This is a genomic window from Bifidobacterium sp. ESL0732, from assembly GCF_029395535.1.
Taxonomy (GTDB): domain Bacteria; phylum Actinomycetota; class Actinomycetes; order Actinomycetales; family Bifidobacteriaceae; genus Bifidobacterium.
The window spans coordinates 2,198,183-2,222,210 of record NZ_CP113920.1 but is presented as its reverse complement, the minus strand read 5'-3'; the positions used below and the strand labels follow the sequence as shown (position 1 = coordinate 2,222,210).

Annotated in this window: 13 protein-coding genes and 1 pseudogene; 9 read left to right on the top strand and 5 right to left on the bottom strand. The window is 56.6% G+C overall.

Annotated features, from left to right (window positions below; genetic code table 11):
* Window positions 1-50 precede the first annotated feature (50 nt).
* Window positions 51-421, top strand: a pseudogene (locus OZX70_RS08465) (ABC transporter permease subunit); the annotation flags it as partial.
* A gap of 32 nt (window positions 422-453) precedes the next feature.
* Here OZX70_RS08465 and OZX70_RS08460 read toward each other — a convergent pair.
* Complete coding sequence (locus tag OZX70_RS08460; RefSeq protein ID WP_277180731.1) at window positions 454-1,920, bottom strand: MFS transporter; 1,467 nt, start codon at window positions 1,918-1,920, stop codon at window positions 454-456.
* Between the two features lie 425 nt (window positions 1,921-2,345).
* On the opposite strand from OZX70_RS08460, the gene OZX70_RS08455 reads away from it, so the two are divergent.
* Window positions 2,346-3,197, top strand: coding sequence for a tyrosine-protein phosphatase (locus OZX70_RS08455; RefSeq protein WP_277180729.1), 852 nt, complete (start codon window positions 2,346-2,348; stop codon window positions 3,195-3,197).
* Between the two features lie 253 nt (window positions 3,198-3,450).
* Window positions 3,451-4,911: an NADP-dependent phosphogluconate dehydrogenase gene (gene gndA, locus OZX70_RS08450; protein WP_277180726.1), complete on the top strand. Its 1,461-nt coding sequence runs from the start codon at window positions 3,451-3,453 to the stop codon at window positions 4,909-4,911.
* Between the two features lie 151 nt (window positions 4,912-5,062).
* Here the strand turns inward: gndA and pgl are convergent, their stop codons facing one another.
* The 3 genes from pgl to zwf all read right to left on the bottom strand — a co-directional run bounded on the left by pgl (window position 5,063) and on the right by zwf (window position 8,746).
* Window positions 5,063-5,887, bottom strand: coding sequence for a 6-phosphogluconolactonase (pgl, locus tag OZX70_RS08445; RefSeq protein WP_277180724.1), 825 nt, complete (start codon window positions 5,885-5,887; stop codon window positions 5,063-5,065).
* Between the two features lie 349 nt (window positions 5,888-6,236).
* Window positions 6,237-7,211, bottom strand: coding sequence for a glucose-6-phosphate dehydrogenase assembly protein OpcA (locus OZX70_RS08440; RefSeq protein WP_277180722.1), 975 nt, complete (start codon window positions 7,209-7,211; stop codon window positions 6,237-6,239).
* Window positions 7,208-8,746: a glucose-6-phosphate dehydrogenase gene (zwf, locus tag OZX70_RS08435; RefSeq protein ID WP_277180721.1), complete on the bottom strand. Its 1,539-nt coding sequence runs from the start codon at window positions 8,744-8,746 to the stop codon at window positions 7,208-7,210. Before zwf ends, OZX70_RS08440 begins: the two co-directional genes overlap by 4 nt.
* A 1,564-nt stretch (window positions 8,747-10,310) precedes the next feature.
* Here zwf and OZX70_RS08430 point away from each other — a divergent pair.
* The 5 genes from OZX70_RS08430 (at window position 10,311) to OZX70_RS08410 (ending at window position 18,910) form a co-directional block, all read left to right on the top strand.
* Window positions 10,311-13,079, top strand: coding sequence for a hypothetical protein (locus tag OZX70_RS08430; RefSeq protein WP_277180719.1), 2,769 nt, complete (start codon window positions 10,311-10,313; stop codon window positions 13,077-13,079).
* Between the two features lie 119 nt (window positions 13,080-13,198).
* Entirely contained in the window at window positions 13,199-14,920 is a 1,722-nt protein-coding gene (locus tag OZX70_RS08425; RefSeq protein ID WP_277180717.1) for a SpaH/EbpB family LPXTG-anchored major pilin, read from the top strand.
* Window positions 14,921-14,953: 33 nt separating this feature from the next.
* Window positions 14,954-15,961 (top strand): class C sortase, encoded by a 1,008-nt coding sequence (locus tag OZX70_RS08420; protein ID WP_277180715.1) that lies wholly within the window; start codon window positions 14,954-14,956, stop codon window positions 15,959-15,961.
* A gap of 49 nt (window positions 15,962-16,010) precedes the next feature.
* Window positions 16,011-16,697, top strand: coding sequence for a hypothetical protein (locus OZX70_RS08415; protein ID WP_277180713.1), 687 nt, complete (start codon window positions 16,011-16,013; stop codon window positions 16,695-16,697).
* Window positions 16,694-18,910, top strand: a complete 2,217-nt coding sequence (locus OZX70_RS08410; protein WP_277180711.1) for a hypothetical protein — start codon at window positions 16,694-16,696, stop codon at window positions 18,908-18,910. The genes OZX70_RS08415 and OZX70_RS08410 overlap by 4 nt, the downstream gene beginning before the upstream one ends.
* 177 nt (window positions 18,911-19,087) lie before the next feature.
* Here the strand turns inward: OZX70_RS08410 and OZX70_RS08405 are convergent, their stop codons facing one another.
* On the bottom strand, window positions 19,088-19,456 hold the full coding sequence (locus OZX70_RS08405; RefSeq protein WP_277180709.1) for a hypothetical protein: 369 nt from the start codon (window positions 19,454-19,456) through the stop codon (window positions 19,088-19,090).
* Window positions 19,457-20,100: 644 nt separating this feature from the next.
* Between OZX70_RS08405 and OZX70_RS08400 the strand changes: the two genes are divergently transcribed.
* Window positions 20,101-24,006: a BspA family leucine-rich repeat surface protein gene (locus OZX70_RS08400; RefSeq protein ID WP_277180707.1), complete on the top strand. Its 3,906-nt coding sequence runs from the start codon at window positions 20,101-20,103 to the stop codon at window positions 24,004-24,006.
* The last annotated feature ends 22 nt before the right edge of the window (window positions 24,007-24,028 follow it).

The window sequence follows — 24,028 nt, the reverse complement described above, 5'->3', positions numbered from 1 at the left end:
CCTGCGTCGGCACCCTGATGCCAACGTGCGCAAGATCGTGACTAACGAAATGGGGCAAGTCCATTACCTACTCGGGAACCTAAGGTTTTTGGGGCGTGGTTATGCTTTACTGCTGGCAGCAAATCGGCTATATGATGATTATCTATATCGCGGGCCTGCAGGCGCTGCATGGGGATGTGATTGAAGCTGCACACGTTGGCGGTGCGAACGGTCGTCAGACGTTGTTTGATGTCACGTGCCATTGATGATGCTCTCGGTTACCGTTTGCACCTTCCTGGCCATCACCAATGGTTTCAAGATGTTCGATCGGAACTTGGCATTGACCAACGTTGCCCCTTCCAACAAGTCGGAGCTATTGGTCCTGAACATCTACCGCACATTCTACGGTCGTGCAGGGTTCGAGGGCGTCGGCCAAGCGCAGCTGTAAACTTTAGTCTCTCGCCAATCCCATGGTTACTTAATATCGTTGTCGAAGTCCATATCCTTGGTCTCTTTGGTCAGGATCAAGGAAACGAACGTCAGCATGCCGGAGATGGCGAGATAAACGCCGACCATCCACGTGCTGCCGCCGGCGGCGCTCCACAACGCGGTTGCGATGATCGGTGCCAGCGCCGCACCCAGGATCGAGCTGACGTTGTAGGCCACCGCAGAACCCGTATAGCGCACGTTGGTCGGGAACATCTCAGGCAGTAGCGCGCCCATCGGTCCGAAGGTGAAGCCCATCAGCGTGAAGCCGATGACGAGGAACAGCTCGACGAGCATCAATGTCGAGCTCTGCCCTGCCGGACGGTCAAGGAAGAGCGGGAACATCAGTGCGAAGATGATGATGATGCCGGTCACCACGAGCAGCAGTTTGCGTCGGCCGAGTTTGTCGGCCAAAGGCCCGGAAACCAGCGTGAAGATACCGAAGAAAACCACGCCGATAATCTGCATCAACACGAATTGCGTATAGGGAATCCCAAGCCCGTCGGGGTGTGCGTTGGCCGGCGCAGTGCCATAGGTGAGGCTGAAGGTGGTCATCAAGTAGAAGAGTACGTAGGTGGCGAGCATGGCGAAAGTGCCCAGCACGACGGCCTTGAAATGGTGGCGGAGTGTCTCGATGAGCGGCATCTTGACGACTGCACCCTGCGATTCGGCCTTCTTGAAGGTCTCGGATTCCACGAGCTTGGAACGCACCCACAGGCCGATGATGACCATGACCGCGCTGAAGAGGAACGGGATGCGCCAACCCCAAGAGAGGAATGCGCTCGAAGCCATGCCGGATTTGGCGCCGCTGGCGTGGGGCATCGCGTAGTTGATAATAAGGAACAGTCCGTTGGCGATGATGAAGCCGATCGGAGCGCCGAGCTGCGGGAAGGTGCCGTAGAGCGCACGTTTGTTGGCCGGCGCGTTTTCCGTGGCCACCAGCGCCGCGCCGGACCATTCGCCGCCGAGCGCGAAGCCCTGCGTCAGGCGCAGAATCAAGAGGAAAAGCGGAGCCCATAGCCCGATGTTCTGGTAGGTGGGCAGGCAGCCGGCGAGGAACGTGGCGATGCCCATGGTCAGAAGCGAGACGACCAGCGTGGTCTTGCGCCCGCGTTTGTCGCCCATGTGCCCGAAGACGATGGCGCCGACGGGCCGCGCGATCATGGCCGCGCCGAAAACGCCGAACGAGGCGAGCTGGCTGGCGATGGCGTTGCCGGAGGGGAAGAAGAGTTTCGGGAAAACGAGCACGGCCGCGGTCGCGTAAACATAGAAGTCGTAGAACTCGATGGTCGTTCCCACCAGGCTCGCGGCAATGACCTCGGCCGGTGAGTTCAGCGGCTTTGAAGAATCTGCAGTTTTTGAAGTCTGCGCAGAATCGCTCGCTTTAGGTTCGGTTGTGGTGATGCTATTTTGGGCTGCTGTTTGCGTTTCCGCCCCGGGGTTTGCTGAGGACACTTGTCCCTTTCCTCTCAGTTTTCGTCGTCTTGTCGTCTCGTCTTGTGCGTCGTTTGCCAACTAAGCGCAGGCCTCGAATTCATTGTGTGAATTGGCTAAATAGTGCCGTTCTTGTGGAACACGTCTTTTGGCATATTAAGAAATTTCCGAAGTGCGGAAGGAAAGTGACCGTAATATGGACAGATATATAAAAATCAATAAATGATGTCTGTTTCAAGACATCGTGTTTTGCTGGTTTCGCAGTGCGAAAATTGTATGATTGGAGGACAGATGTCGGATATGGATTATATTGTAATACGTTAGTGTTTATCGTGATTTTCATCCACATTGTGGCGTTATGCGGGGCGGTTAAGGCATAACGAATAGACTGAGTTCGTTCATCTATAGCAGGGTTGTGCGGAAAGGCCCGCGAAAGAAGGGTTGTAATGGGAAACAAGGCAAATGGCGAAAATGGTGACTCGTCCGGTATTGCGGACCGCAATTCCGGTGATATTGCGGGTACCGGTTATCTTGACTATCGCCCCGATGGAGACGGCGCCGGCGTCGAAATTGACGGCGTTCCCAATTCCCGCGGTATCGGCGGCTATCCAACGCAGGATGGCCACAAGCTGCGCGACGGGCTTTTCTTCCGTACCGCTGGCCTCAATTTCCTAGGAAAGCACGGCGTTGACGACCTTCATCGTCTCAATATCAAAGAGGTAGTGGATCTGCGCGACCCGCTCGAGGTCGAGCAATGGCCGTATACGCTTCCTGACGACATCCACGTCGATCGAGTCCCGCTTCTGAAGACATCCATGACCGATCAGGGCGGAATGGAGCAAGTGGCCAAAGGTATCGATATGGCCGAAATGTATCACGATATCGTTTTTGGGTCGGCCGAGCAGATCGTCCTCATCCTGCGCAAGCTGCTGCAGGACGACGGCCACCCGATGCTCATTCATTGCACTGCCGGCAAGGACCGCACCGGCATCACCGCAGGCATCCTGATGAGCTTGCTTGGGGTGAGCGATGACATGGTGGTTTCCTGCTATGCCCAGTCCGGCGCAAACCTCGGTGCCGCGTTCAAAAAGGCCGTGATGAAGGGCCTCACCAACGACGAAAAGGGCGTCGGCCAGATTACTGCCGCCCAGACCGCTATGCTTGCTTCCCCGCCGGAACTCATGCGGGGTGTGCTGGACAGCGTCAAGGACGAGTATGGGTCTGTCGAGCAATATTGCCTGCAGAACGGTATGCGCGAAGACGAAGTTGCCGGCTTGCGTGCGTTGTTTGTCGAGTAGGTAGAAATAGACGATGAAGTCCATAGGCTTGTTGCCGGAATTTGCAGGACGCGGATTATAAGAATGTGGGTGATTCCACGTTTTCCACATGCACGCAGGCGCAAGTAGATATAGACTTAATGAGGGATGCCTTCGGACTTCAGCGAAGTTTCGAAGGTATTAAGAACTAAGAACTTAGGCGGAATAAAAGGATGCCGGCAAGATAGATCGGTGGCCCTTCCTGCCGAAGAAATGTCAAGTTGAAAGGCGAACAATGACGGAAGCTATTGCAAATATTGGAGTCGTCGGTCTGGCGGCTATGGGTTCGAACCTCGCGCGTAACCTCGCGCATCATGGCAACACCGTGGCGCTTTACAATCGCCACTATGAGCGCACTGAAAAGCTCATGGAGGAGCACGGCAGCGAAGGCAAGTTCGTGCCTGCCAAGACCATCGACGAGTTCGTAGCCAGCCTCACCAAGCCGCGCACGGCCATCATCATGGTCAAGGCCGGTGCTCCTACCGATGCCATGATCGAGGCGCTCGCAGACGCCATGGATCCGGGCGACATCATCGTCGACGGTGGCAATTCCTATTTCAAGGACACCATCCGTCGAGAGAAGGAAATTCGCGCTCGCGGCCTGCATTTCGTCGGCTGTGGTGTTTCCGGCGGCGAAGAGGGCGCGCTCAACGGCCCGTCCATGATGCCCGGCGGCACCGATGAGTCATGGAAGACTCTCGGCCCGATCCTGAAGTCCATCGCGGCCAAGGCGGAGGGCGAGCCCTGCGTCACCCACATCGGTGAGAACGGCGCCGGCCACTTCGTCAAGATGGTCCACAACGGCATTGAGTACGCCGACATGCAGCTGATCGCCGAAAGCTACGATCTGATGCGCCGCGGCATGGGCATGACCCCCGACGAGATCGGCGACGTGTTCACCGAGTGGAACAAGACCGAGCTCAACTCCTACTTGATTGAGATCACCGCCGACCTGCTGCATCAGAAAGATAAGAAGACCGGCAAGCCGTTGGTTGATATCATCGTCGATCAGGCTGGCATGAAGGGCACTGGCACTTGGACGGTTCAGACAGCCCTCGAGCTGGGCACTCCCGTCACCGCCATCGCCGAAGGCGTGTTCGCCCGTGGTCTTTCCGATCAGGTCGAGCTGCGCGAAGGCGCCGCCAAGCAGAACCTAACCGGTCCCGACGGCAAGATTTCGTTCGCGAACGACGACGAGCGCAAGGCCTTCATCGAAGACATTCGTCAGGCGCTCTATGCCTCCAAGATCGTTGCGTATGCACAGGGCTTCAACGAGATCAACGATGGTGCCAAGGAATACAACTGGAAGATCAATCTGGCCGCGGTTGCGCGCATTTGGCGCGGCGGCTGCATCATTCGTGCCCAGTTCCTGAACGTCGTTTCCGACGCCTTCGAGTCCGGTGAGGCCGATATCTCACTGCTCTTCGCTCCGTACTTCAAGAGTGCCATCGAGAACGCACAGGAAGCGTGGCGTCGTGTTGTCGCCAAGGCTGCGGCCTGCGGCATCCCCGCGCCGGTCTTCTCGACTTCGCTTTCCTACTACGACGGCATGCGTTCCAAGCGCCTGCCCGCTGCCCTCATCCAGGCCCAGCGCGACCTCTTCGGTGCTCACACCTACGGCCGTGTCGACGAGCCCGGTGCCTTCCACACCTTGTGGGCCGAGCCCGGTCGTCCGGAAGAAAAAATGAGCGACTGATTGGTTGATTGCCGGCTGGCTCGAATACTAGTTGGTTTGGCTAGTCGGTGAGTTAGTTAATTAGTTAATTAGTTAATCAGTAACGTTTGTGCTTCTGTTCCATTTAGGAATAGAAGCACAAATCGTATCAATGGCGATTTATTTTTGGTTTTTATAGTTCGCTCACCGCGTCGGGCGTGGTGAACCATGTGAATTCTTCGGCGCCTGTGGCAAAGCTGGCGGGATATGCCGGGTTGTTCGGGCGCGCGAAGACGGCAGCGGTGGCCTTGGCTTTTCCGGCTCCGCAGGTGAGCATCCAGGTGCGGCGGCTGCGGGCGAGCATCGGTGCGGTCATCGAGATGCGTAACGGTGGCATCTTGGGCGAATGCGTTACGCCTACGGCCAGGCGTGCCGGGTCGGTGATGTTGATTTCATCATGGCCCGGGAAGAGCGAAGCGAAATGGCCGTCCGGCCCCATGCCGAGAATCAGCAGGTCCATTGTCGGTTCGTCGCTGAGTTCGCGCTTGAGTTCAGCTTCGTAATCTGCTGCCGCTTTGGCAAGCAGTTCATCGTTTTCGGCATCGGTTGCAGCGGCGACTTGTTCGGGCGCGCGTGAGTCGACGGCCATCTCGTGGATGTTGCTTTCCGGCAAGCGTCCGTCGGCGACGAGCTTATTGAGGAAACGTTGCCGTGCCTGCCACGAGCTGCGGTCCTCATCGGTTGCGGCCACAAAGCGGTCGTCGCTCCACCAGAAGTGGACGCGACTCCAGTCGATGGCATCAACCAATGGATTGGAGGCCATATAAGTCAGCGCTCGCAAAATGTCGGATCCGCCGGTCAGTGCGACGTCGTAACGGCTGCGAATCGGTTTCGCGCCAGCGTCACCAGCGCCTTGGCATTCGTTTACGCCGTCCAGAATGGCGAGCAACGTGCGTTGCGCTGCGGCCTGAGCCACGGTTTCCGCGTCCTTATATATTTCCAGCTTTTGATCAGCCATGAATTGAGTGCTCCTTGTCCGTTGTGTGATTCGGATAATTGATTGAATACCACAAGTTTAGATAACCGCCCGAGTTATGCTGCCTGCGCCGACATTTTCCGGTGTTTGCACAACTCGTGTCAAGTAATGGGATGAAATAAACGTGCAAAAGTGCCAATTGCAACATGCAATGTGCACTTTTCTGACGTTACTGTGCAAAATGTGCACCTTAGCGATGCCAAAGTGCACATTTCTGACGGTACCGTGTGAAATGTGCATCTTAGTGACGACACCGTGCACTCCTGCGACGCCACCGTGCACCCTTCGCACGGCAGTCCCTTGACAGGGGCAGCAACAATTGTCTGGCCAATCAGCCCTGAATCATGTCCCATCCCTCGCGGATGACATCGGCGTAGACCTCATCCGGGTCAATCCGACGCAATTCCTCGCTTAGGCAATCCTCGAGCGTACGCAGCGGCATGGCGACCTTTTGCGGCGTCTGCCCCGGCTGGCTGATGATGGCCTCGCGCGAATCCGGGCGTTCCAGCGCAATCGTGCCGTCAGAACGGGTCAGGTAAACGCCGGTGATGGCCTCGGCACCGGTGACGTAACCGAGCTCGACTGGCACGTTGAGCTTCAGCGCAAGCCAGGCGGCAAGCAATTTCAACGGCAGATAATCGGGCTGTCCGATCACCTTGGCGGACTCGATCGGCAGGTGTGGCGGCTGGTCGATGGTGGTGGCCAGCATCGCGCGCCAAGTGGTCAAGCGCGTCCATGAGAAATCGACATCCTTGGGCTCCCAATTGGCACGAAGCTTGGCAAAGGTCGCATCGGGATCTTTCGAACGTAGCGCATCTGTAATACGACTTCCGGCCATGGCGCCCAAGGGGTCCTTCGACGGGTTTGCCGGTGGATTCGTCGGCCACCAAGTAACAACAGGCGCATCCGGAACGAGTAGCGGCATCACCAGTGTATCGGTGTGCTGGCAAAGCCCGCCGCGCGGGCGCAAAATAATAACTTCGCCTGCACCGGCGTCGGCACCGAAACGAACCTGTGCATCGAGATCGGTCTCAACATCGCCGGAATCGGTGACATAGCAATCCGGCTCCTTGTCGACATCGCAGAATGGCAGTTCCTTGCTGTTCGGCACGATGGCGATGACACGGCACGGGTGTTCGCGGCCTGCGGAATTGGCGATTTTCAGGGCATTCTCGAGCTCGCTCTCGTCGGTCGAGATGATGAGCGTCAAGACGCGATCGTTGCCGGCCTCGCCGCGCTCCTGGTGCAGCTCGTCGATTTTGCGCGCGATGGCGTTGGTCTGGGTATCGGGCATTTTGATAATCATGGCATCCTCCAATGGCGTCCGTCGCGTGCAAGCATTTCATCGGCTTCCTTCGGCCCCCAAGTGCCGGCGCGGTAAGGCTGCGGCTGGCCGAGCGTGGCCCAGTAGTCCTCGATCGGGTCGAGAATCTGCCAGCTCAGGTCGACCTCTTTGGTCGTCGGGAAGAGCGGTGGATCGCCGAGCAAGACGTCCAGAATCAAGCGTTCATAAGCTTCAGGTGAGTTTTCGGTGAAGCTTTGACCGTAGCTGAAGTCCATCGACACATCGCGGACTTCCATGGCGGTGGCACCTGGCACCTTCGCGCCGAAGCGCATGGTGACGCCTTCATTGGGCTGCACACGGATGACGATGGCGTTGTTGCCGAGTTCGCGTACGGCGGTCTGCTCGAAAGGCAGATGCGGGGCACGCTTGAAGACCACGGCGATTTCCGTGACGCGCTTGCCCAGGCGCTTGCCGGTACGCAGGTAGAACGGCACCCCGGCCCAGCGGCGCGTGTCGACGTCGAGCGTGATGGCGGCGTAGGTCTCGGTGGCGCTGGACTTGTCGATGCCCTTTTCGTCGAGGTAGCCGCAGACTTCCTCGGAACCCTGCCATCCGGCGGCGTACTGACCGCGTGCGGTGTAGGCGCCGAGATCCTTGGGTAGGCGGACAGCGGAAAGCACCTTCGTCTTTTCGGCCGTGAGGTCGGAGGCAGCGAAGCTCACCGGTTCCTCCATCGCGGTCAGGGCCATCAACTGCAGCAAATGGTTCTGTATAACGTCTCGTGCGGCGCCAATGCCGTCATAGTAACCAGCGCGGCCGCCGATGCCGATGTCCTCGGCCATGGTGATCTGCACATGGTCGACGTAGTTGGAGTTCCAAATTGGCTCGAACATGGAGTTGGCGAAACGCAGTGCCAGCATGTTCTGCACCGTTTCCTTGCCGAGATAGTGGTCGATGCGGAAGACCGAGCTCGGGTCGAAGACTTCGGAGACCACCCGATCGAGTTCCTTCGCGCTTTCGAGGTCGTGGCCGAACGGCTTCTCGATGATGACACGGCGCCATGCGTCGTCATTGGATTTCGCGAGCCCGGAATCGGCCAGCTGCTTTGAAACGATAGGGAAGGCGCTCGGCGGCACCGACATATAAAAGGCATGGTTGCCACGAGTACCGCGGTCGCGGTCGAGCTCCTTGACCGTCTGGCTTAGGCGTTCGAAGGCTTCTTTATCGTCAAACGTGCCTTGCACAAAGCGCATGCCCTTGGCGAGGTTGGCCCAGGTCGATTCGCGGAATGGCGTACGGCAGTGAGCCTTCACGTTTTCTTTGACGAAGTTCGCGAATTCCTCATTGCTCCACGGGCGACGCCCGAAGCCGATAAGCCCGAAGCTCGGCGGCAGCAGGCCGCGATTGGCCAGATCGTAAATGGCTGGTTGCAGTTTCTTTTTGGCCAAATCGCCGGTGATGCCGAAAATCACCAGGCTGCAGGGCCCAGCAATGCGTGGCAGCCGCAGGTCTCGCGGATCGCGCAGAGGGTTCACCCAATTGTTAAGTTCACTCATACTTCTTAAGTGTAGTGGTTTGTCTGCGATGCGCCAGCGCCGAGAGCGATACCGTGGCCAACGTGTAGCGAGGTTCACAGTACGAGGGCATTGTGGCAGAACGGTCTAAATATCAACTCCAATGGCGACGTCACCTCATGTATCTTGGCAAGGTTTGGGCAGTTGGCTATGCGTGGCGTCCAAGTGACATTTGAATGAGGTCGACACTTTGCCCTGATCCCATTGGGGGTTTATAAACTATCGCGGGTTTTCATTACCACATCCAGAAAAGCATACAGGTGTTTCTGTTGCTGACATTTTTCGATATACTACAGGGTAATAAAAAAGAAATAATAGAGAGTAAATATGGTTGACGTCAATAGAATCAATTTGCGTATCACATTTGTAGAATATAGAGCGTCAAAGTGATGCGGTTTTGTAAATATCGGTTATTTTGCTTGAAAAATAAAAGAAATTCATACGTCAATATTATTATGTTATCGTTGAAAAAATATGTTTATGACGTTGACGAAAAAAGTTGAGAATAGATATTAACAATACGCATTACATTTGATGTTATGTTAAACCGTCGTTTTATAAAAGGTTTAAATAAAATACATTCAATAGGCTTGTCTAAACGAATGACTTTTTGCTGAAAGAGGAAATGTAATTTTCTTTTGTGAATATTGTGTAAATTTGATTGGCAATCTGATATTTAATGTCGATTTCTTTCGATATTTCGAGGTCGATTACTTCCCCAGTTGTCGCACATTTTTGCTTGTAATGATCGTTAATAGAGCAAAACTGTTCATATGAAAGGGAATTCGTTTGTTGTTCCCGACTATGACCTAGGTCACATGGCCTTTGCGACAGAGTGTTCGCGGTTCCTGTAATGTCTCATTTTGTACTAATTAATTTCCAAATGGATAAGCGAGGCGGGTGAGACAGTGGAAGAAGCATTACATGGCGGTGGCCGGTATCTTTTCTCTGGTGCTCTGATGGCCGCCTTCCGGGAGGAACCACCCTGTTGGCGGATATGTGCCGCAGAGCGGTTGAATGACGAAATGGGCGAATAGCCCACGATAAAAAAGAAAAAGAAGAGCACCGCCAGTCATGGTCGATACTGAACGAAATCCACGACTGACGGCAATGGTTTGAATTTTGGCGAATCCAGAACCTGCTCTTCATTGTACAGCATGGTTTGCGAACAAGGAGGAGTCTATGTTTTTTGCGAGCGAAAACGGTGTGTCTCGGCGGTTGCCGGGCAGTCTGGCCTATCAGCGAGTCAATGAGGTCTTAGCGGCATATTCCAGGTGTGCCTACAACTGCGCATGCCTATTGGGCATGGCTGTTCAAACGATTCGATAAATCGGTTCGGCGGCATGGGCTGCCTTGTTTCCGATTAAAACTGGTGCCCCTATATGGGGATTCTCAAACTGGGCTCGATTTCTTTAGAAGATTCAAAATGCAATCGCAGGATTTCTTAACGATTGAAGAGTCCGACCATATTCAATGCAACTCAACAACTGCGAAGCATCAGCGCCGGCAATTATTCCTGCGTCCAGAAAGGTGAAGGTCTCGAAAAATGGCTTCATGGAAAAAGAAATCAACGTTTGCGGTCACTCTTGTGGCGGCGTTCGCGATTGCATTCACTTCCTTTGCTGCCTATATCGGCGTTCGTGATTCCGGCTCGCAAGACACGTCGAGCAGGCAATTCAGGTCGTCGCCGGTGACGAAAATTGCTCAGCACTCGCAGTTCCCCAACTACGGACAGTCCGCGCGCTTCGGCACCGCAGGCAACGATCGTCAGGGATATGCGGCAGCGGCGTATGGTAATCATTTGGCTTATGTCTCCCAGCAGGGCAAACCCGGCATGACAGGTGATGGCTCGGTGGTCGTTGAAACTTTTACTGGTGACTATTCGACCCCGAACGCTGACACCTCGGTTTGGACGGGAAACCTCGACCATGTGGGCGGTGTCCTGCCTGGCTCTCTGACAGTCGCTGCCCCGGCTGACGCTTCCGGATTCGGTTATGGCGTCGCGATGGATGCAGGCCACCTTATCGTCAGTGCGAAATGGTCGCAACAGGTTTTCGTCTATGGTCTCGACGGAACCCTGCAACGCACTATCAATGCCCCGGCAGCCAGTGATCGTGTGCAGGTAGATAATTTTGCAGAGTCCATCGCGTTGAGTGGCGACACGCTGGTGGTCGGTGCGCCCAATTCGACGGTGGACGGCCAGGAAGATGCGGGTGCCGCCTTCACCATCGATCTCAAGAACGCTGTGTCGGCTCCGGTTGCCCTGCTCCCGGCAAAAGGCGATTCCTCGATTAAGGAAGGGGCTTTGGCGGGCCAAACCGTCGCCGTCAAAGAATCAATAGTCGCCGCCGGTGTACCTGGCCATGTCGCAAAAGTGGGGGACGCTTCGGCCATTACCGGCCTGGTGCAGCTCTATCAGGCGAACGTGTGGAAGTCCAACCTCGCGCCCGACCTGTCCGAAGGGTCCTATCCCTCCGCCAGCGGTCCAAGTATGGCCGGTCTCGGCCGAGCTCTCGCCTTCAGCCGTGACGGTTCGACTTTGTATGCCTCCGATCCCTCGTGGGATTCAGCCTCGGCTTGGAGCGCGCAAAGGGGCACGGTTCTCGCCTTCGACACGAAGTCCGGTGCGATCGCCCATAAGCTCAGCTCTCCTGATGGTGATTACTTCGGCGGCACCCTTGCCGTCGGTGATGCTGAGGCGGGTAATGATACTCTGTTCGTCTCCTGCCGTGACAAGGACGATAAGGGACGTGTGCGTGGGTATGCCGTTTTAAGTGACGGTGCGCCAAACTTTAAAGCGACATTACAGCCTTCGGATGCTGCAGGCGACACTGGTTTCGGCTCGCTTGGCTTGCTGGGCGGCTCCATTGCGCCGTATTCAGTGACTGGCAAGGATGGGGCGAAGCATCGTCGTCTTCTCGTCACCGCTCGTGATGCCATCTACAATTTCGAGACCGAGCGTGATCTCAATCTGACAAAGTCGGTCAATCCGGGCAGCGGAACTCGCGTGTTCCCCGGCCAAAAGCTCACCTATACCTTGACCGCCACCAATCCGAACCCGAAGGGTGACCTGATGGAGACGACGCTGAAGGATGACTTAACGGGCGTGCTCAGCCATTCGAAGAGCGGTGGGCTGGACGACGTTAACACGGCGTTCGACCCGGTGGCCTCGACTCCGGCGGCGCCGAAGGTGGATACGGAAGTGAAGACCCTTTCGTGGAGCGGTTTGATTCCCGGTGGCTCTTCGTTGACCATTACTTATTCGATCACCGTTGACAAAAGTGAGAAAAATGTGTATTACACAGGTTCCGTGAAGAATCTCTTCAGCTCCGATCGTTCGGAGGATACGCCCGGCACCAATAATCCGTTGGGTAAGGTCGATACGACGGTGGGCATCGAGGATGCCGACGGCAACGCTGTTCCTGAAGGAGCGCAGCTCGGCAAGGATCAGGATTACATCTACGTCGTCACCGTGGGCAACGACACTGATGCCGACACCCCCTCGTTCTCGGCCACTGGCGACCTTGGCGGCATCGTGGATGACGGATCTGTCGATCAGTCTGGCTTGTCTGCAGATTCAGGCTCGGCCGTCTATGACCCGGCGACGGGCAAGGTTGTATGGAACGGAACTTTACCTGCGGGTAAAAAGGTAAAGATCAAGATTCCCTTCCACACCAATCCAGCCAGCGGGCCTTCGAGCGGCGATTCGTCGCTTGTCGGAAACGTCGATAATCCGCTTGGCCCAAACCCGGTCCCGTCAAAGGACGCTCTAGTTGATATCGGTCTCACCAAAGGGGCTTATGGAGCTAATGGCAAAACTGTCACAGAGGTGAAACCCGGAGCGCAGATGCGTTACGAGGTCGTCTATGAAAACGCGACCGGTGCGGCGCTGGGCAAAGCCGATGTCGTCGATGACCTGAGTGATGTGCTCAAGAGCGCCACTGGACCCACTGGTCTGTCAGCCACCTCATCGCAAGTGGACCACGCACTTAAGTCCCCGACTTTCGATGCCGCCAAAAAGCAATTGCGGTGGAGCGGCACAGGGCTGAAGCCGGGTGAGCGGGTGACGCTCTCCTACACGGTGAAGGTCCGTGACGACGTCGAACGCGATATTGAGATCCGCAATGGAGTCTCCTCACCGCAGACCTCGCTTTCGCCAAGCACCACGGTCAAGACCCTCGCGGCCGGAGAAACGGTGGGAACCCTGCCGCTGACAGGCAAGCAGGCATGGATATTGCTGCTCTGCTTACTCGTCGGACTAGCCATAATCGCTGCTTCCTACGTCATAAGGCGCAAGGCTCGCAGCAGGAAATAAAAGATTTCTTCCGCCAAACTGACGCGGAAGGTCCGCAGCGATCGCAATCGCGGTCGCGGCACAGCGTAGGGGCGCAACAACGAGATTCGTTGTCGCCCTGACCCAAGGAAAGGAAAATAATGGGAAAGAAAAAGTTGACGAGGCTCTTCGCCTCAGCAACCGCGCTTGTGGCCGGAGTGACTATGCTCGCGTCCACTGCTATGAGCGCCTCGGCGGTTGAAACGCAGCCGAATGTTGATTTGACGCTGAAGGGGGAGACCGTTCAGGGCCGCACCTACTCGGCGGTCAAGCTTGGCGATTACGGCAACGCCGTTAGCGCAAGCGGTTCGACCGCGAGCACCGTGGAGGTCTCCACGGTGGACAATGCCGCCATCAAGTCCTCCTCGTCTTCGGCATTGACCTCGACGCTCAGCCAGCTTGGTTCGACAGATACGTTCACAGACCCGATTGGTTATGTCGCCAGCAAGTGGAATACGGCCCAAGACACGACCTCCGACAAGGCGACTGCCTATGAAGGCAACCTGCGCCGCTTTGTCGCCAATCTCTGGAAGGAATCGGCGATCAAGAGCGCGGCGGCCTCCTCGACCATCACCGCCACCGGCGCCAAAGACAACACTGCGAAATTCACCATGCCCAACGGCGTCTACCTGATCGTGGATACCACACCCGACACGGCCTCGGGTCTGGGCGATCACACTGGAGCCTCGATTCCGATGTTGGTGAGCACCACAAGCCCGAACGCCACCGGCATGGCCGGAGCCGTCAGCGAGATCAACGTGAAGGCTCCTCACTTGAGCAAGCCGGACAAGACCACGGACAAGCCGAGCCATAACGTCGGTGACACCGTTCCCTTCAAGATCAGCACCACAGTGCCGACTTATACGGACTTCGATCAGGCCTCCTACAAGCTCATCGTTCGAGATCAGCTTTCGCAAGGCCTGACTTACACGGACGCGGTTTTCAACCCGGTCGTCAAGATCGGTGAGAAAACCCTGGCCAAGGGCACCGACTACACCGTGACCACTCCTGCCGACGGAACCAAGGCCGGTGCTTTCTCCTTCGACCTGTCGCCCTACATGCAGGCCCAGATCGCCGCGAAGAACTACAAGCTCGCTGGCTCCTCTATTACCATCTCCTACGGCGCCGTGCTCAACGAGGATGCCATCTCCATGGCTCCGGGCACCGTCAAGAACTCCGCGAAGGTCGAATACACCAACGATCCGAGCTCCACCACCGAGCACAACAAAACCGACAACACCGAGCCTGGCGAGACTCCGGTCTACACCTTCGGCTTTGACGTGGAAAAGCTTGCCAAGGACACTGGCGAGGCTCTGCCCGGAACCCAGTTCCAGGTTTCCTTCAACGGAAAGATTGTCAAGTTCTTTGATGAAGGCAATGGCAACTATCGTTCCCCGATGAGCGGAGAGGCCACCGTCGACACCGTCACGGTTCCCGCCTCGGGCACCATCCACCTGCAGGGCATCGAGTCCGGCACCTATTCGGTCAAGGAAACCAAGGCCGTTGACGGTTTCAAGAACATGAACACCGCCTTCGACGCGATCATCACCCCGACCTACGACGCCAACAAGATGCTGACCTCGCTCAGCTACGAAGGCGGCAAGGATGTGACCTGGGATTTGGTCTCCCACAGTGACAAGTCATCCAAGAAGTACACCGTTACCAACGTGCGCAGCCTGGCTTCCTTGCCACTCACGGGTGCGGCGGGCATCACCATGCTGGTCGCCCTTGGCGTCCTGCTCGTGGCTGCCGGCTCAGGCCTCTACATCGGTGTGCGTCGCAGCCAGCGTTCGCACAACATGGGCGACCCGATCGCACTGTAAGCCCAACAGGAAAGCAAACCAGGAGTAACGAATATGACCAAGGCCTTATGCGTGGGGAGCGGTTCGTCAAGCGGCGATGTCGTCAAGTCGCGCAAGGCCTTGGCCTTTCCCGACAAAAATGATATCCGGATGGCGCGGGAAATGGACAGGAAGGCACGAAGAACCCAACTTGTTCTCAAGGTTCTCGCAGTGCTGCTGTTGCTTGCCGGAATCGGTGTCGTCTCATATCCGTTTGTGGCTCAATACATCACCGCGATGAGCCAAAGCAGACAGTCCGATCTTTCGGCTTCACAGGTAGCTGGTTGGCCTTACCCTCGCGCCAAAGAGGCATTGGAAGCGGCCGATCAATATAATCACAGACTCGCCCTGAGCGGGCAGCCGGTGATGGGCCAGAGCGTTGATCCGTTCTCGTCCCAGAAATCAGATGGTCAGAGCGCCGAAGAGCGCGACCATGATTATCAGACCATACTTGACCAAGGCGGAGGGGTCATGGGTTCCATCGTCATCCCCAAGATCTCCGTCAATATTCCCATCTTTCATGGCACGTCCGAAAAGGCCCTTGCAGCCGGTGCGGGGCATCTGTATGGCACTTCGCTTCCGGTAGGAGGCCCGTCTACCCACTCGGTGATTACTGGGCACAGGGGCATGGTGCAAGCATTGATGTTCACCAGACTTGATGAGATGAAAAAGGGCGATACGTTCTACGTCAAGACGATGGGTAAGACGATTGGCTATAAGGTCGACCGCATCAATGTCATTGACCCACAGGATACCAGCAGACTCAAAATCGAACGGGGCACGGACAGGATCACCTTGATGACCTGCACCCCCTATGGGATCAACACCCACAGGCTTCTGGTTTCGGGCGTACGCTCAGAGATTCCTAATGTAATACCTGCACCCGAGAATGCGGGTCCGGATTTCGTGCTGCTAATGGCGCTGGTGGCCCTGGTGGCGCTGGTGGTCTTGGCGGTTGTCGCCTTCCTGCGCAGCCGAAGGGCACCGCTTCTGGCACGTCATGCTCGAGACGAAAAACGATGATAAACAATTTGGATTGTTTGAAAAACGGTAAGTTCGGCAAGGAGAAATGATGGCAAAACACAAAATGAAGGCGAGATCGTCCTTGATCCGTCGAAACATAGCCGTCGTGGTGGCTGCGGCCACGATGCTGTTGTCCGGAATGGCTGGAGCCAACGGACTGAACACTTCGACTGACACCGACTTTGATGTGGATATTCAGGCCGCTACCGGTGTCACTCCGCAAAGCAAAGGTACGGGATCGTCGGACGACCCGATCGTCATCGATTTGGTCGACCCGCTTTCCATTGGCACCCAGCATTGGAACGTCACCGTCAAATCGCTTGGCAATGACGTCGGGTCGTTGCAGATGAAATTTCTGGACCCAGATCCGAACATGAAGATCAAATACAAGCAGTTGCCGACTTCAGCTAGCAATGGTTCCACAGCAGCGATGAACTACTCCTATTATCCCGACCTGTTCACACAACTGCGTTTCAGCGTCTTCGATGGATCCCAGCAACTGTGGACAGGCAGGCTTGGCACGGAGGGTGACCTTAACCTAGGCGATCCCGCCGCCAACAACGCCAAGGCCCCAGGCTGGCTTTCTGCTCGGATACCTGTCTCTCTGCATGCCGGGGAGAGCAAGACCTATCAAGTCAATTTATATGTGGATTCGCCCATGAGCAAGGATCAGCTTGCCGCCTATAACGGCACCACTACCCGATTGGGCCTGATTGTGAAAGGTGAGACAAGATGAATTCGACTTCTGCAAAGAGAAAATTCAAGGGTCGTGTCGTTCTGGTCGTCACGCTGGTGGCCGCGCTGATAGCCGGCATTTCGACGGCCGCCTATGGCGCTTACGTGAAAAGCAAAAGCGTCGCCGTCACGTCTCCAGAGGAGAACTTCACCACCGGTGCGGGAGTGCAAGGCGAGTACGCCCTGGACACCCAGATCGCCAAAGACAAAAGCGGCAATATCTGGATTTGGGGATACTACAACCTTTGCAACATTGACAATGCCGGTCAGGGCGGCTACTTCTCCGGTGGTAAGAACGGCGCGAGCTACACCGGAGACCCGAAGGCGAGTGGAAGCTGCACGGGAATCACGAACAACAACAAACCATCGGTGATACGGGGCTTCACCTGCGCCACCGACGTGGCGGGTTCCGCGTATGCGCTGATGGCGGTGGATTGCTATGGCAATCTTTATGGTTGGGGCGACAATACTCAGAATGGTTCCAGGGTTCCTTCCGACCCCGCGTTCATCGCCTCCGGCGGTCCGGCGACCAATGTAACCGGAGGCGTCTATGGACTTTACAAAAACCAGACCGGTGCATCGGAAGCGATACCTGATACGGTCAACCAGGCCAATCCCCAAGCCAGTTCGGAGACATGGAAGCCGATTGATGGCCCCGGTGCCCCCACGGGCACCTATCCCGACGGTGATGACACCTCCAAAGTGGTTAAGGTGGCCTCGAACGAATACGGATTCGCCTGGCTCAAGGAGGATGGAACGGTGTGGACCGTGGGTGACAATGCCTTTGGTGCAAGAGGCGCGGGCAAATGGGGCGACACACCTGCCAAGTGGGGCCGAGAAGGCACGGATGGATATCCTGTTGGCACAAGCAGCGGCGTGGCGCTTTCACCCACCAAGGTGACGTTCCCCGGAAACGTCAAGATCAAATCGGTCTACAGCGGATATAACACATTCTTTGCCGTCGACACCAATAATCAGGTCTACTTCTGGGGCAAGTCGTTCGGAGGAGGAGCGGCAATGAGCAACGAGGAGCTTGAGGCCTACTCGTCAAGTGACACCACCAAGCCTTGCCGAAGCCTCAGCGGCAGCAACTACTATTGCTTCTCCCCAGTGCCGGTGCCGAGCCTTACCAAGCTGATTGCGGACAACGGCGGATATATCAAACTTCTCGGTGGTTTCAGCTATGGTGCCATGCTCACCAGCAACAAGAAGCTCTGGACATGGGGCGTCTCCACTGACGGCATCGGCATGCCGGAATCCGACAAACAAAACGATTCGACATATCGGTCGACTCCACAGGTGCTTTCGGCCACCACAGCGGATGGTTCCACGGTGACCGCCGACAATGTGATCGACGCCAACGGAGGCTATCATTCCGGTCAATTCGTGACGGAGGACGGCTACGCGTGGGGCTGGGGGCAGCACAAGTGGGGCGGGGCCTTCTCGTCAAACATGTCGCCAACCGAGGACGCTACGCCGACCAATGACAAGGACCGCCCGGGCATCGTCTGGAATCCTACCAAGGACCCACAGCACCGCAAGGCCGTCAAAGTGGGTGGCAACAAGGACGGAGCGAATCTGAATCTGAACGATGGCTCCGTCTACACCTGGGGCGAGAACGGCGGCGGGACATCTTTGGGCGGCCAAGGTTACGGCACACAGACCGTCTGCGCCTATGGACAGCCTGGATGTGTTTCTCCCAAGGTCATGGCAACGCAGGGCAAGAGGGCTCAGTCGGGCCTGTTTGTCTGGCCTGCGACCTTCGTGCCCGAAGTACAGAACGTCGGCAGCTATCAGACGGTGATTAAAAACGCATATCCCTTCCAGACGACGCCGGTGCATAATGGCGATGAGGTGAAATATACGGTACAGGTGCGCAACGAGCTGTCGAGCTTCAACAATCCGACCGTGAAAATCGAAGACACTTGGGGGCCGAACGCCGCCTTGGTAGCCGGGTCGTTCTCGGCGAAGTATGCTGCGTCCAACAGCCAGGACACCGACACCGACATTTCCGACAAGTTCTCTCTTTCGTCCACCGGCTATTCGACGAAAGACCCGAGCATGCAGCTCGACCCGTTGAGCGTCATAGCCATAACTTACCGGGTGAAGGTGACCGGAGCGACCGGGAATGTCGGTGGCGCGGTCATTCTATCGAACACCGGTGGTGCTGGAGGGCAGATTGATTCTGATGAGACCTTCAACCCAATCGAATGACATCAAATCGGGTCGATGAGCTGAGTACCCGATAGGCCAGATTAATGGCCGGGTGAGAATGATCGGCTGACCGAGTGAGCGTCCGTCGTGAGTATGGTAGGCCGCACCTACTGCCTCTTGGCTTTTCAGAGGCTCGGTGCGGTCTACGGGTTCCAGCATTTCGCCCGAACCGACCCATCAGCACATGGCAGGTTCATCATATGTGCACTTGATGGGAATGTCTGAATTGTTTTTTTCTTGTCGCCCTAAGAACACGGTTTTACGGCGATCGGTTAGTTGAAAATCGAAAGGAAGGAAATGTTGGAGTTTAATGGGAATACGGCCGATACGAAGCGTCGAATCAGTGAACGGAGGCTGTCGGTGAGGATTCCTGAAAATTTGAACCAGTGGCTTCGTTTCAGCGCAGATGCAGAAAGCCTCAAACCATCGGCTTTGATTCGCAAGGCCATCAATGAATACTTGGAATTGCATCATGGGCGTTTCAAGGAGATTGCCGAGATTATGAGCAGTTGTCCTGAGGGATGAGGGTGAGGTGGATTGTTCCATGTCACGGTTCCTGTGGATTAAGAGTCTCTACAGCCGCGCTTCCGTTGGTGATTGACATGGCGATGAACATGAAGGCGGTGATTATCGTTGCAGTCATGAAGCATACCAACCGTTTGATACTGGGCTTGAAGCGGGACAGCCGCCTGTAAACCCCATTCATGATTCGTCCCCTTCAACCAAATTGTTTGCGACAGTACTGCAATTAGCTGTGGTGAAACAAATGGCGTACGGCAGTGGGCCTTCACGTTTTCTTTGGCGAAGTTCGCGAATTCTTCATTGTTCCATGGGCGACGCCCGGAACCGATAAGCCCGAAGCATGCGTTTGATAAAATGTGCTGTTGCATACACTGCATTAAAGCGCTGCGTAATTACTCCATCAGGTCATCGACGCTGTCGAAACTGCGAGATTCGATGTCAACTACTGGCGACGCCATGCCGACTGCCGGGCAAGACATGCACAAGAAAGCCACTCATGTCGCATAAGTGGGCGTTGACGCCTCTTGCCCTACATTTTGTACCGCTTAGCTCGCTGCCCCCTCATACTGCACGATTTTGCGATACAACAACAAATGAAGAGTCGTGTCAATACAGTCATGCCCTTGCTACGACTTCAGCAAGGCGGATGTTGCGATAGGGGGTAATTCATGAAGTTGGGACGTAAGGTATTGGGTATCGTGATTGCCGGAGCCTTTTTGGCTGGTGTGTCGGTGGTGGCTTCCGCGAATGAGCCGAGTGTCGCGCCTGCATCCGGCCAGAATGCCATACAGTCACAGCTTCCGCAACAGACGAATGGCGGCGCCAATGGCGGCATCGCTCAGGATGAGGCGCTGGGTGGCTCCAAGGCTTCGACAAACGGGTCGCTAGCCGGTGCCAAGTCCTCCAAAGACGCCAAGACAACCGAATCGGCCAAGTCCTCCTCTTCGGCCGATGCCGGCAAGTCCGACACCGCTGCCAAGCCAACGACGCAGGATCTCGATATGAGCTGCAACGACACTACGCCGCACAACGCGGCGGAACCGACCTTCATGCAGGAAGAAGGTCTGCAGACGGCGCAATGGACGGCCGCTCCGACCGACGGCGGCGGCTGCGTCATCCACATCTACGATGGCACCGCGACACTGGCCTTCCTGCCTTGGAACACGTGGCCCGCCCGGTGGGTCAATCAGGTCACCGATATCGTCTTCACGAATGTGACGATATACAATCCTATGAATGACCTCCATGGACAGTACCGAGCCAGCGTCAGCGGTATGCTCAGGGGCCTGTCCAAATTGAAGACCGTGGACGTGTCTGGCCTGAAATTCCGCAACGACACCGGGTACGACGTCCAGATGCAGAAGATGTTCGCCGAGGACCCCAAGCTCGAACAGATCAAGGGCTTGAGCAGCCTGGATACTTCGCACGTCGGCAACATGTCGCAGCTGTTTGCAGGTGATGCTTCGCTCACCGAGCTCGACCTGTCGAGCTGGGACACCTCGCGAGTGCAGGATATGGCCGAGATGTTCAGCGGCGCGTCCTCGCTGCGGAGAGTGAACCTCTCCGGATGGGATACCTCCCGGCTGGGGCAGCGGTATGAGAACCAGGATGAGGAACGTCGCGTATCGGGCAGCCTCAACGCCATGTTTGCCAACGATACCGCGCTGCAAACCGTCGACATGACCGGCTGGAAGACCGGCGCGGTCCACGATTATACCGACATGTTCTCGAGCTGCTCGTCACTGAAGACGGTCAAGGGTATTGAGGACGTGTCCTGGACCCAGGTTCCGGCAGGTTTCGTTCAGCCTGGCGATGACGACGATGACGAAGATGATCCGGTCGACGATTCAGTGATGGTATCCGATATGTTCAAGGGCGACAAATCGCTTGAACGGATCGATCTTTCGAAGTGGGACACACGCAAGGTCACCGATGTGTCTGGCATGTTCTCGGGTGCCACGAAGCTGCGCCGGGTGAACGTGCGTGGATGGGACGTTTCCGCAGTTGCCGACTTCTCGGGCATGTTCGACGGCGCCTCGAGCCTTAATGCAGTGGATGGCATCAACGACTGGACCATGGAAAGTAGCGCCACCAAGAGCGGCCGGTCGATGGCCGACATGTTCGCGGGCACGGCGTTCACGAGCCTGGATCTTTCGCGCTGGAAGACCGGCAAGGTGACTGACATGTCCGGTATGTTCTCGAATGCGAAGTCGCTTACGAATGTGAAGTTTGCGGACTGGGACCTCTCGCAGGCCACGAACGTCTCCAGGCTGTTCGCCGGGGACACGGCCATGCAGCAGGTGGATCTGCACAATTGGAACGCGCCACAGGTGACCGATATGTCGTATCTGTTTGCCAACCAGTCTGACCTGAAGAAGGTGGACATCACCGGTTGGAATACCCCGAGCCTTAACAATGTTTCGTATATGTTCCTCGGAGACGGCAAACTCAATCAGATTAAGGGACTGGCTGACCTCGACACCAGTAACGTGACCGATATGTCGGGCATGTTCGCCAGTGTCAATCAGCTGAGCAAACTGCCGGCGCAGCCCGAGGATACTGCGGTCGCCGCGCAGGACGACTCTGAAGGCCTGGACTTCGGCGCCATCGCGCACTGGAACGTGGGCAAGGTCCAGAAGTTCGATCAGATGTTCATGGGGCGCGCCGACCTTGACAAGCTTGACCTCTCGCACTGGAAGCTGGGCCAGGGGCTTGTTCGTTCTGACCCCAGCGCGACCGTCTCGGTGCGCGCGATGTTCGCCGGCGATACGGCGCTGACCGGTGTCAAAGGACTTTCCTCTTGGAAGACCGGCGATGTGAGTGATATGTCCTATCTGTTCTACCAGTGCCAGTCGCTGGACGGTCTAGGTGATCTGTCTGGTTGGGACACCAGCCGCGTGGCCAACATGGAGGGCATGTTCCGCTATGACACGTCGCTCAAGAACGTACGTGGCATGAAGGATTGGGACACCTCCCAGGTCACCTCGATGGCTGGCATGTTCCAGCGTAACCGCAAGCGCACAGACCTTACCGATGTGTCCGGCTGGAAGACCGACAATGTCAGCCAGATGTGGGACATGTTCGGCGGCGACAGCAACTTGAAGCACATCGACGTTTCCGGTTGGAACACCGCCAACGTCAAGAGCATGACCTACATGTTCCAGGGCACCGGACTGAAGACCCTCGACCTCTCCGGCTGGAACACGATGCAGGTCGCGGACGTGCCGACAGAGAACCTGCACAAGTGCGCCGAGAACAAGGCCGTGGCCACGGACGGAACCTGCAAGATCCTTCCCGAGAACTTGGAGGAGATCACGGTGGGGGACGCCACCAAGCTTCAGGCCGAGTCCTTCAGCGACGATCCGGCCGACACCGACGGCTATACAGGCGGCTGGACCAGCGATGACGACAGCTGGGCCAGTGGCACCGACGACGCCAATGCGGACCTTGCAAACCATTTGACGGCTGGCATGACGGGTGCCCAGGGTGATTCGCCCGACGCTCCGCACAGCCACACGTATCGCTGGCAGGAGCGGGCGGCCTTGAAGTTTGACGCCAATCTGCCCAAGGGCGTTACGCTGCAGGGTACGTTGCCGCAGAATGTTACAGCGCTTGGCGCGCACGTCAACCAGGTGCAACACGAGATTCCCGCGGCCGACCTTAAGGCGGATGGCTACGAGTTCATGGGCTGGAACACCACATACGACGGCAATGAGGATGGCACCGGCCACCCGGGCAAGCCGTATAAGGCAGGAGACACAGTTGTACTCTCCCGTGGCCGGAACATCACTCTGTACGCGCAGTGGAAGGCCGTGGACGTGCCCGAACAGGGGCATTACGTTATGCATTATGAGGCGAACGCGCCTAAGGGATTTAAGGCCACGGGCACGATGAATGATGATGCCTTCGACGTGGTCTATACCAAGAAGAGCAACAAGTTGTATCAGCAGCGCGCCTTGGCCGAGAGCGATTTCGCGGTCGACGGCTACCGGTTCATCGGTTGGAGCAAGAAGGCCGCCGGCGGAGAGGATACGCCGGTCTACCGTCCGGGCACCAAGCTCAATGTGAAGCCCGGAGTCACCACGTTCTTCGCGCATTGGCGCAAGGTCACCGGTACTGATGATTCCTCTGCGAATCATCAAAGTGGTGGCTCGGTCTCTAGCGTCCAAGTCAATCAGAACGTCGTTGCTGCGGGCGGACTGTCTAACGGCATAGTGAACGGCCAGGGGCTGTGGCGTGACGGTGTGGTGGGATCGGCTCCTGCTAAGCCCAAGACCCAAAACGGTCAGCGATGCGTGCCTCGCCCCGCCAGTGCTGTCAGCCCAGCTAACGGCATTGCATGGTACGGCACTCGGTTAGCTGCTTCTCTGCCCTATTGCGAGGACAGTGATGTGCATTCTAATGCCGATCAGGCGGTTATCAGTTCTAAGTCGGCACGGGTCATTCCCATTATGGTGACAGCGCTTGTGTCGTTGGCGCTGTTGCTGGTGGGGCTCATAGCCATTCGGTTGCGGTTCGCTCCCTTCGCCTCCGCTATGGCATCGCGCCACCGTCGTGAGAATCGGGATGAGTGATATGACGGTTTGGAATCATTAC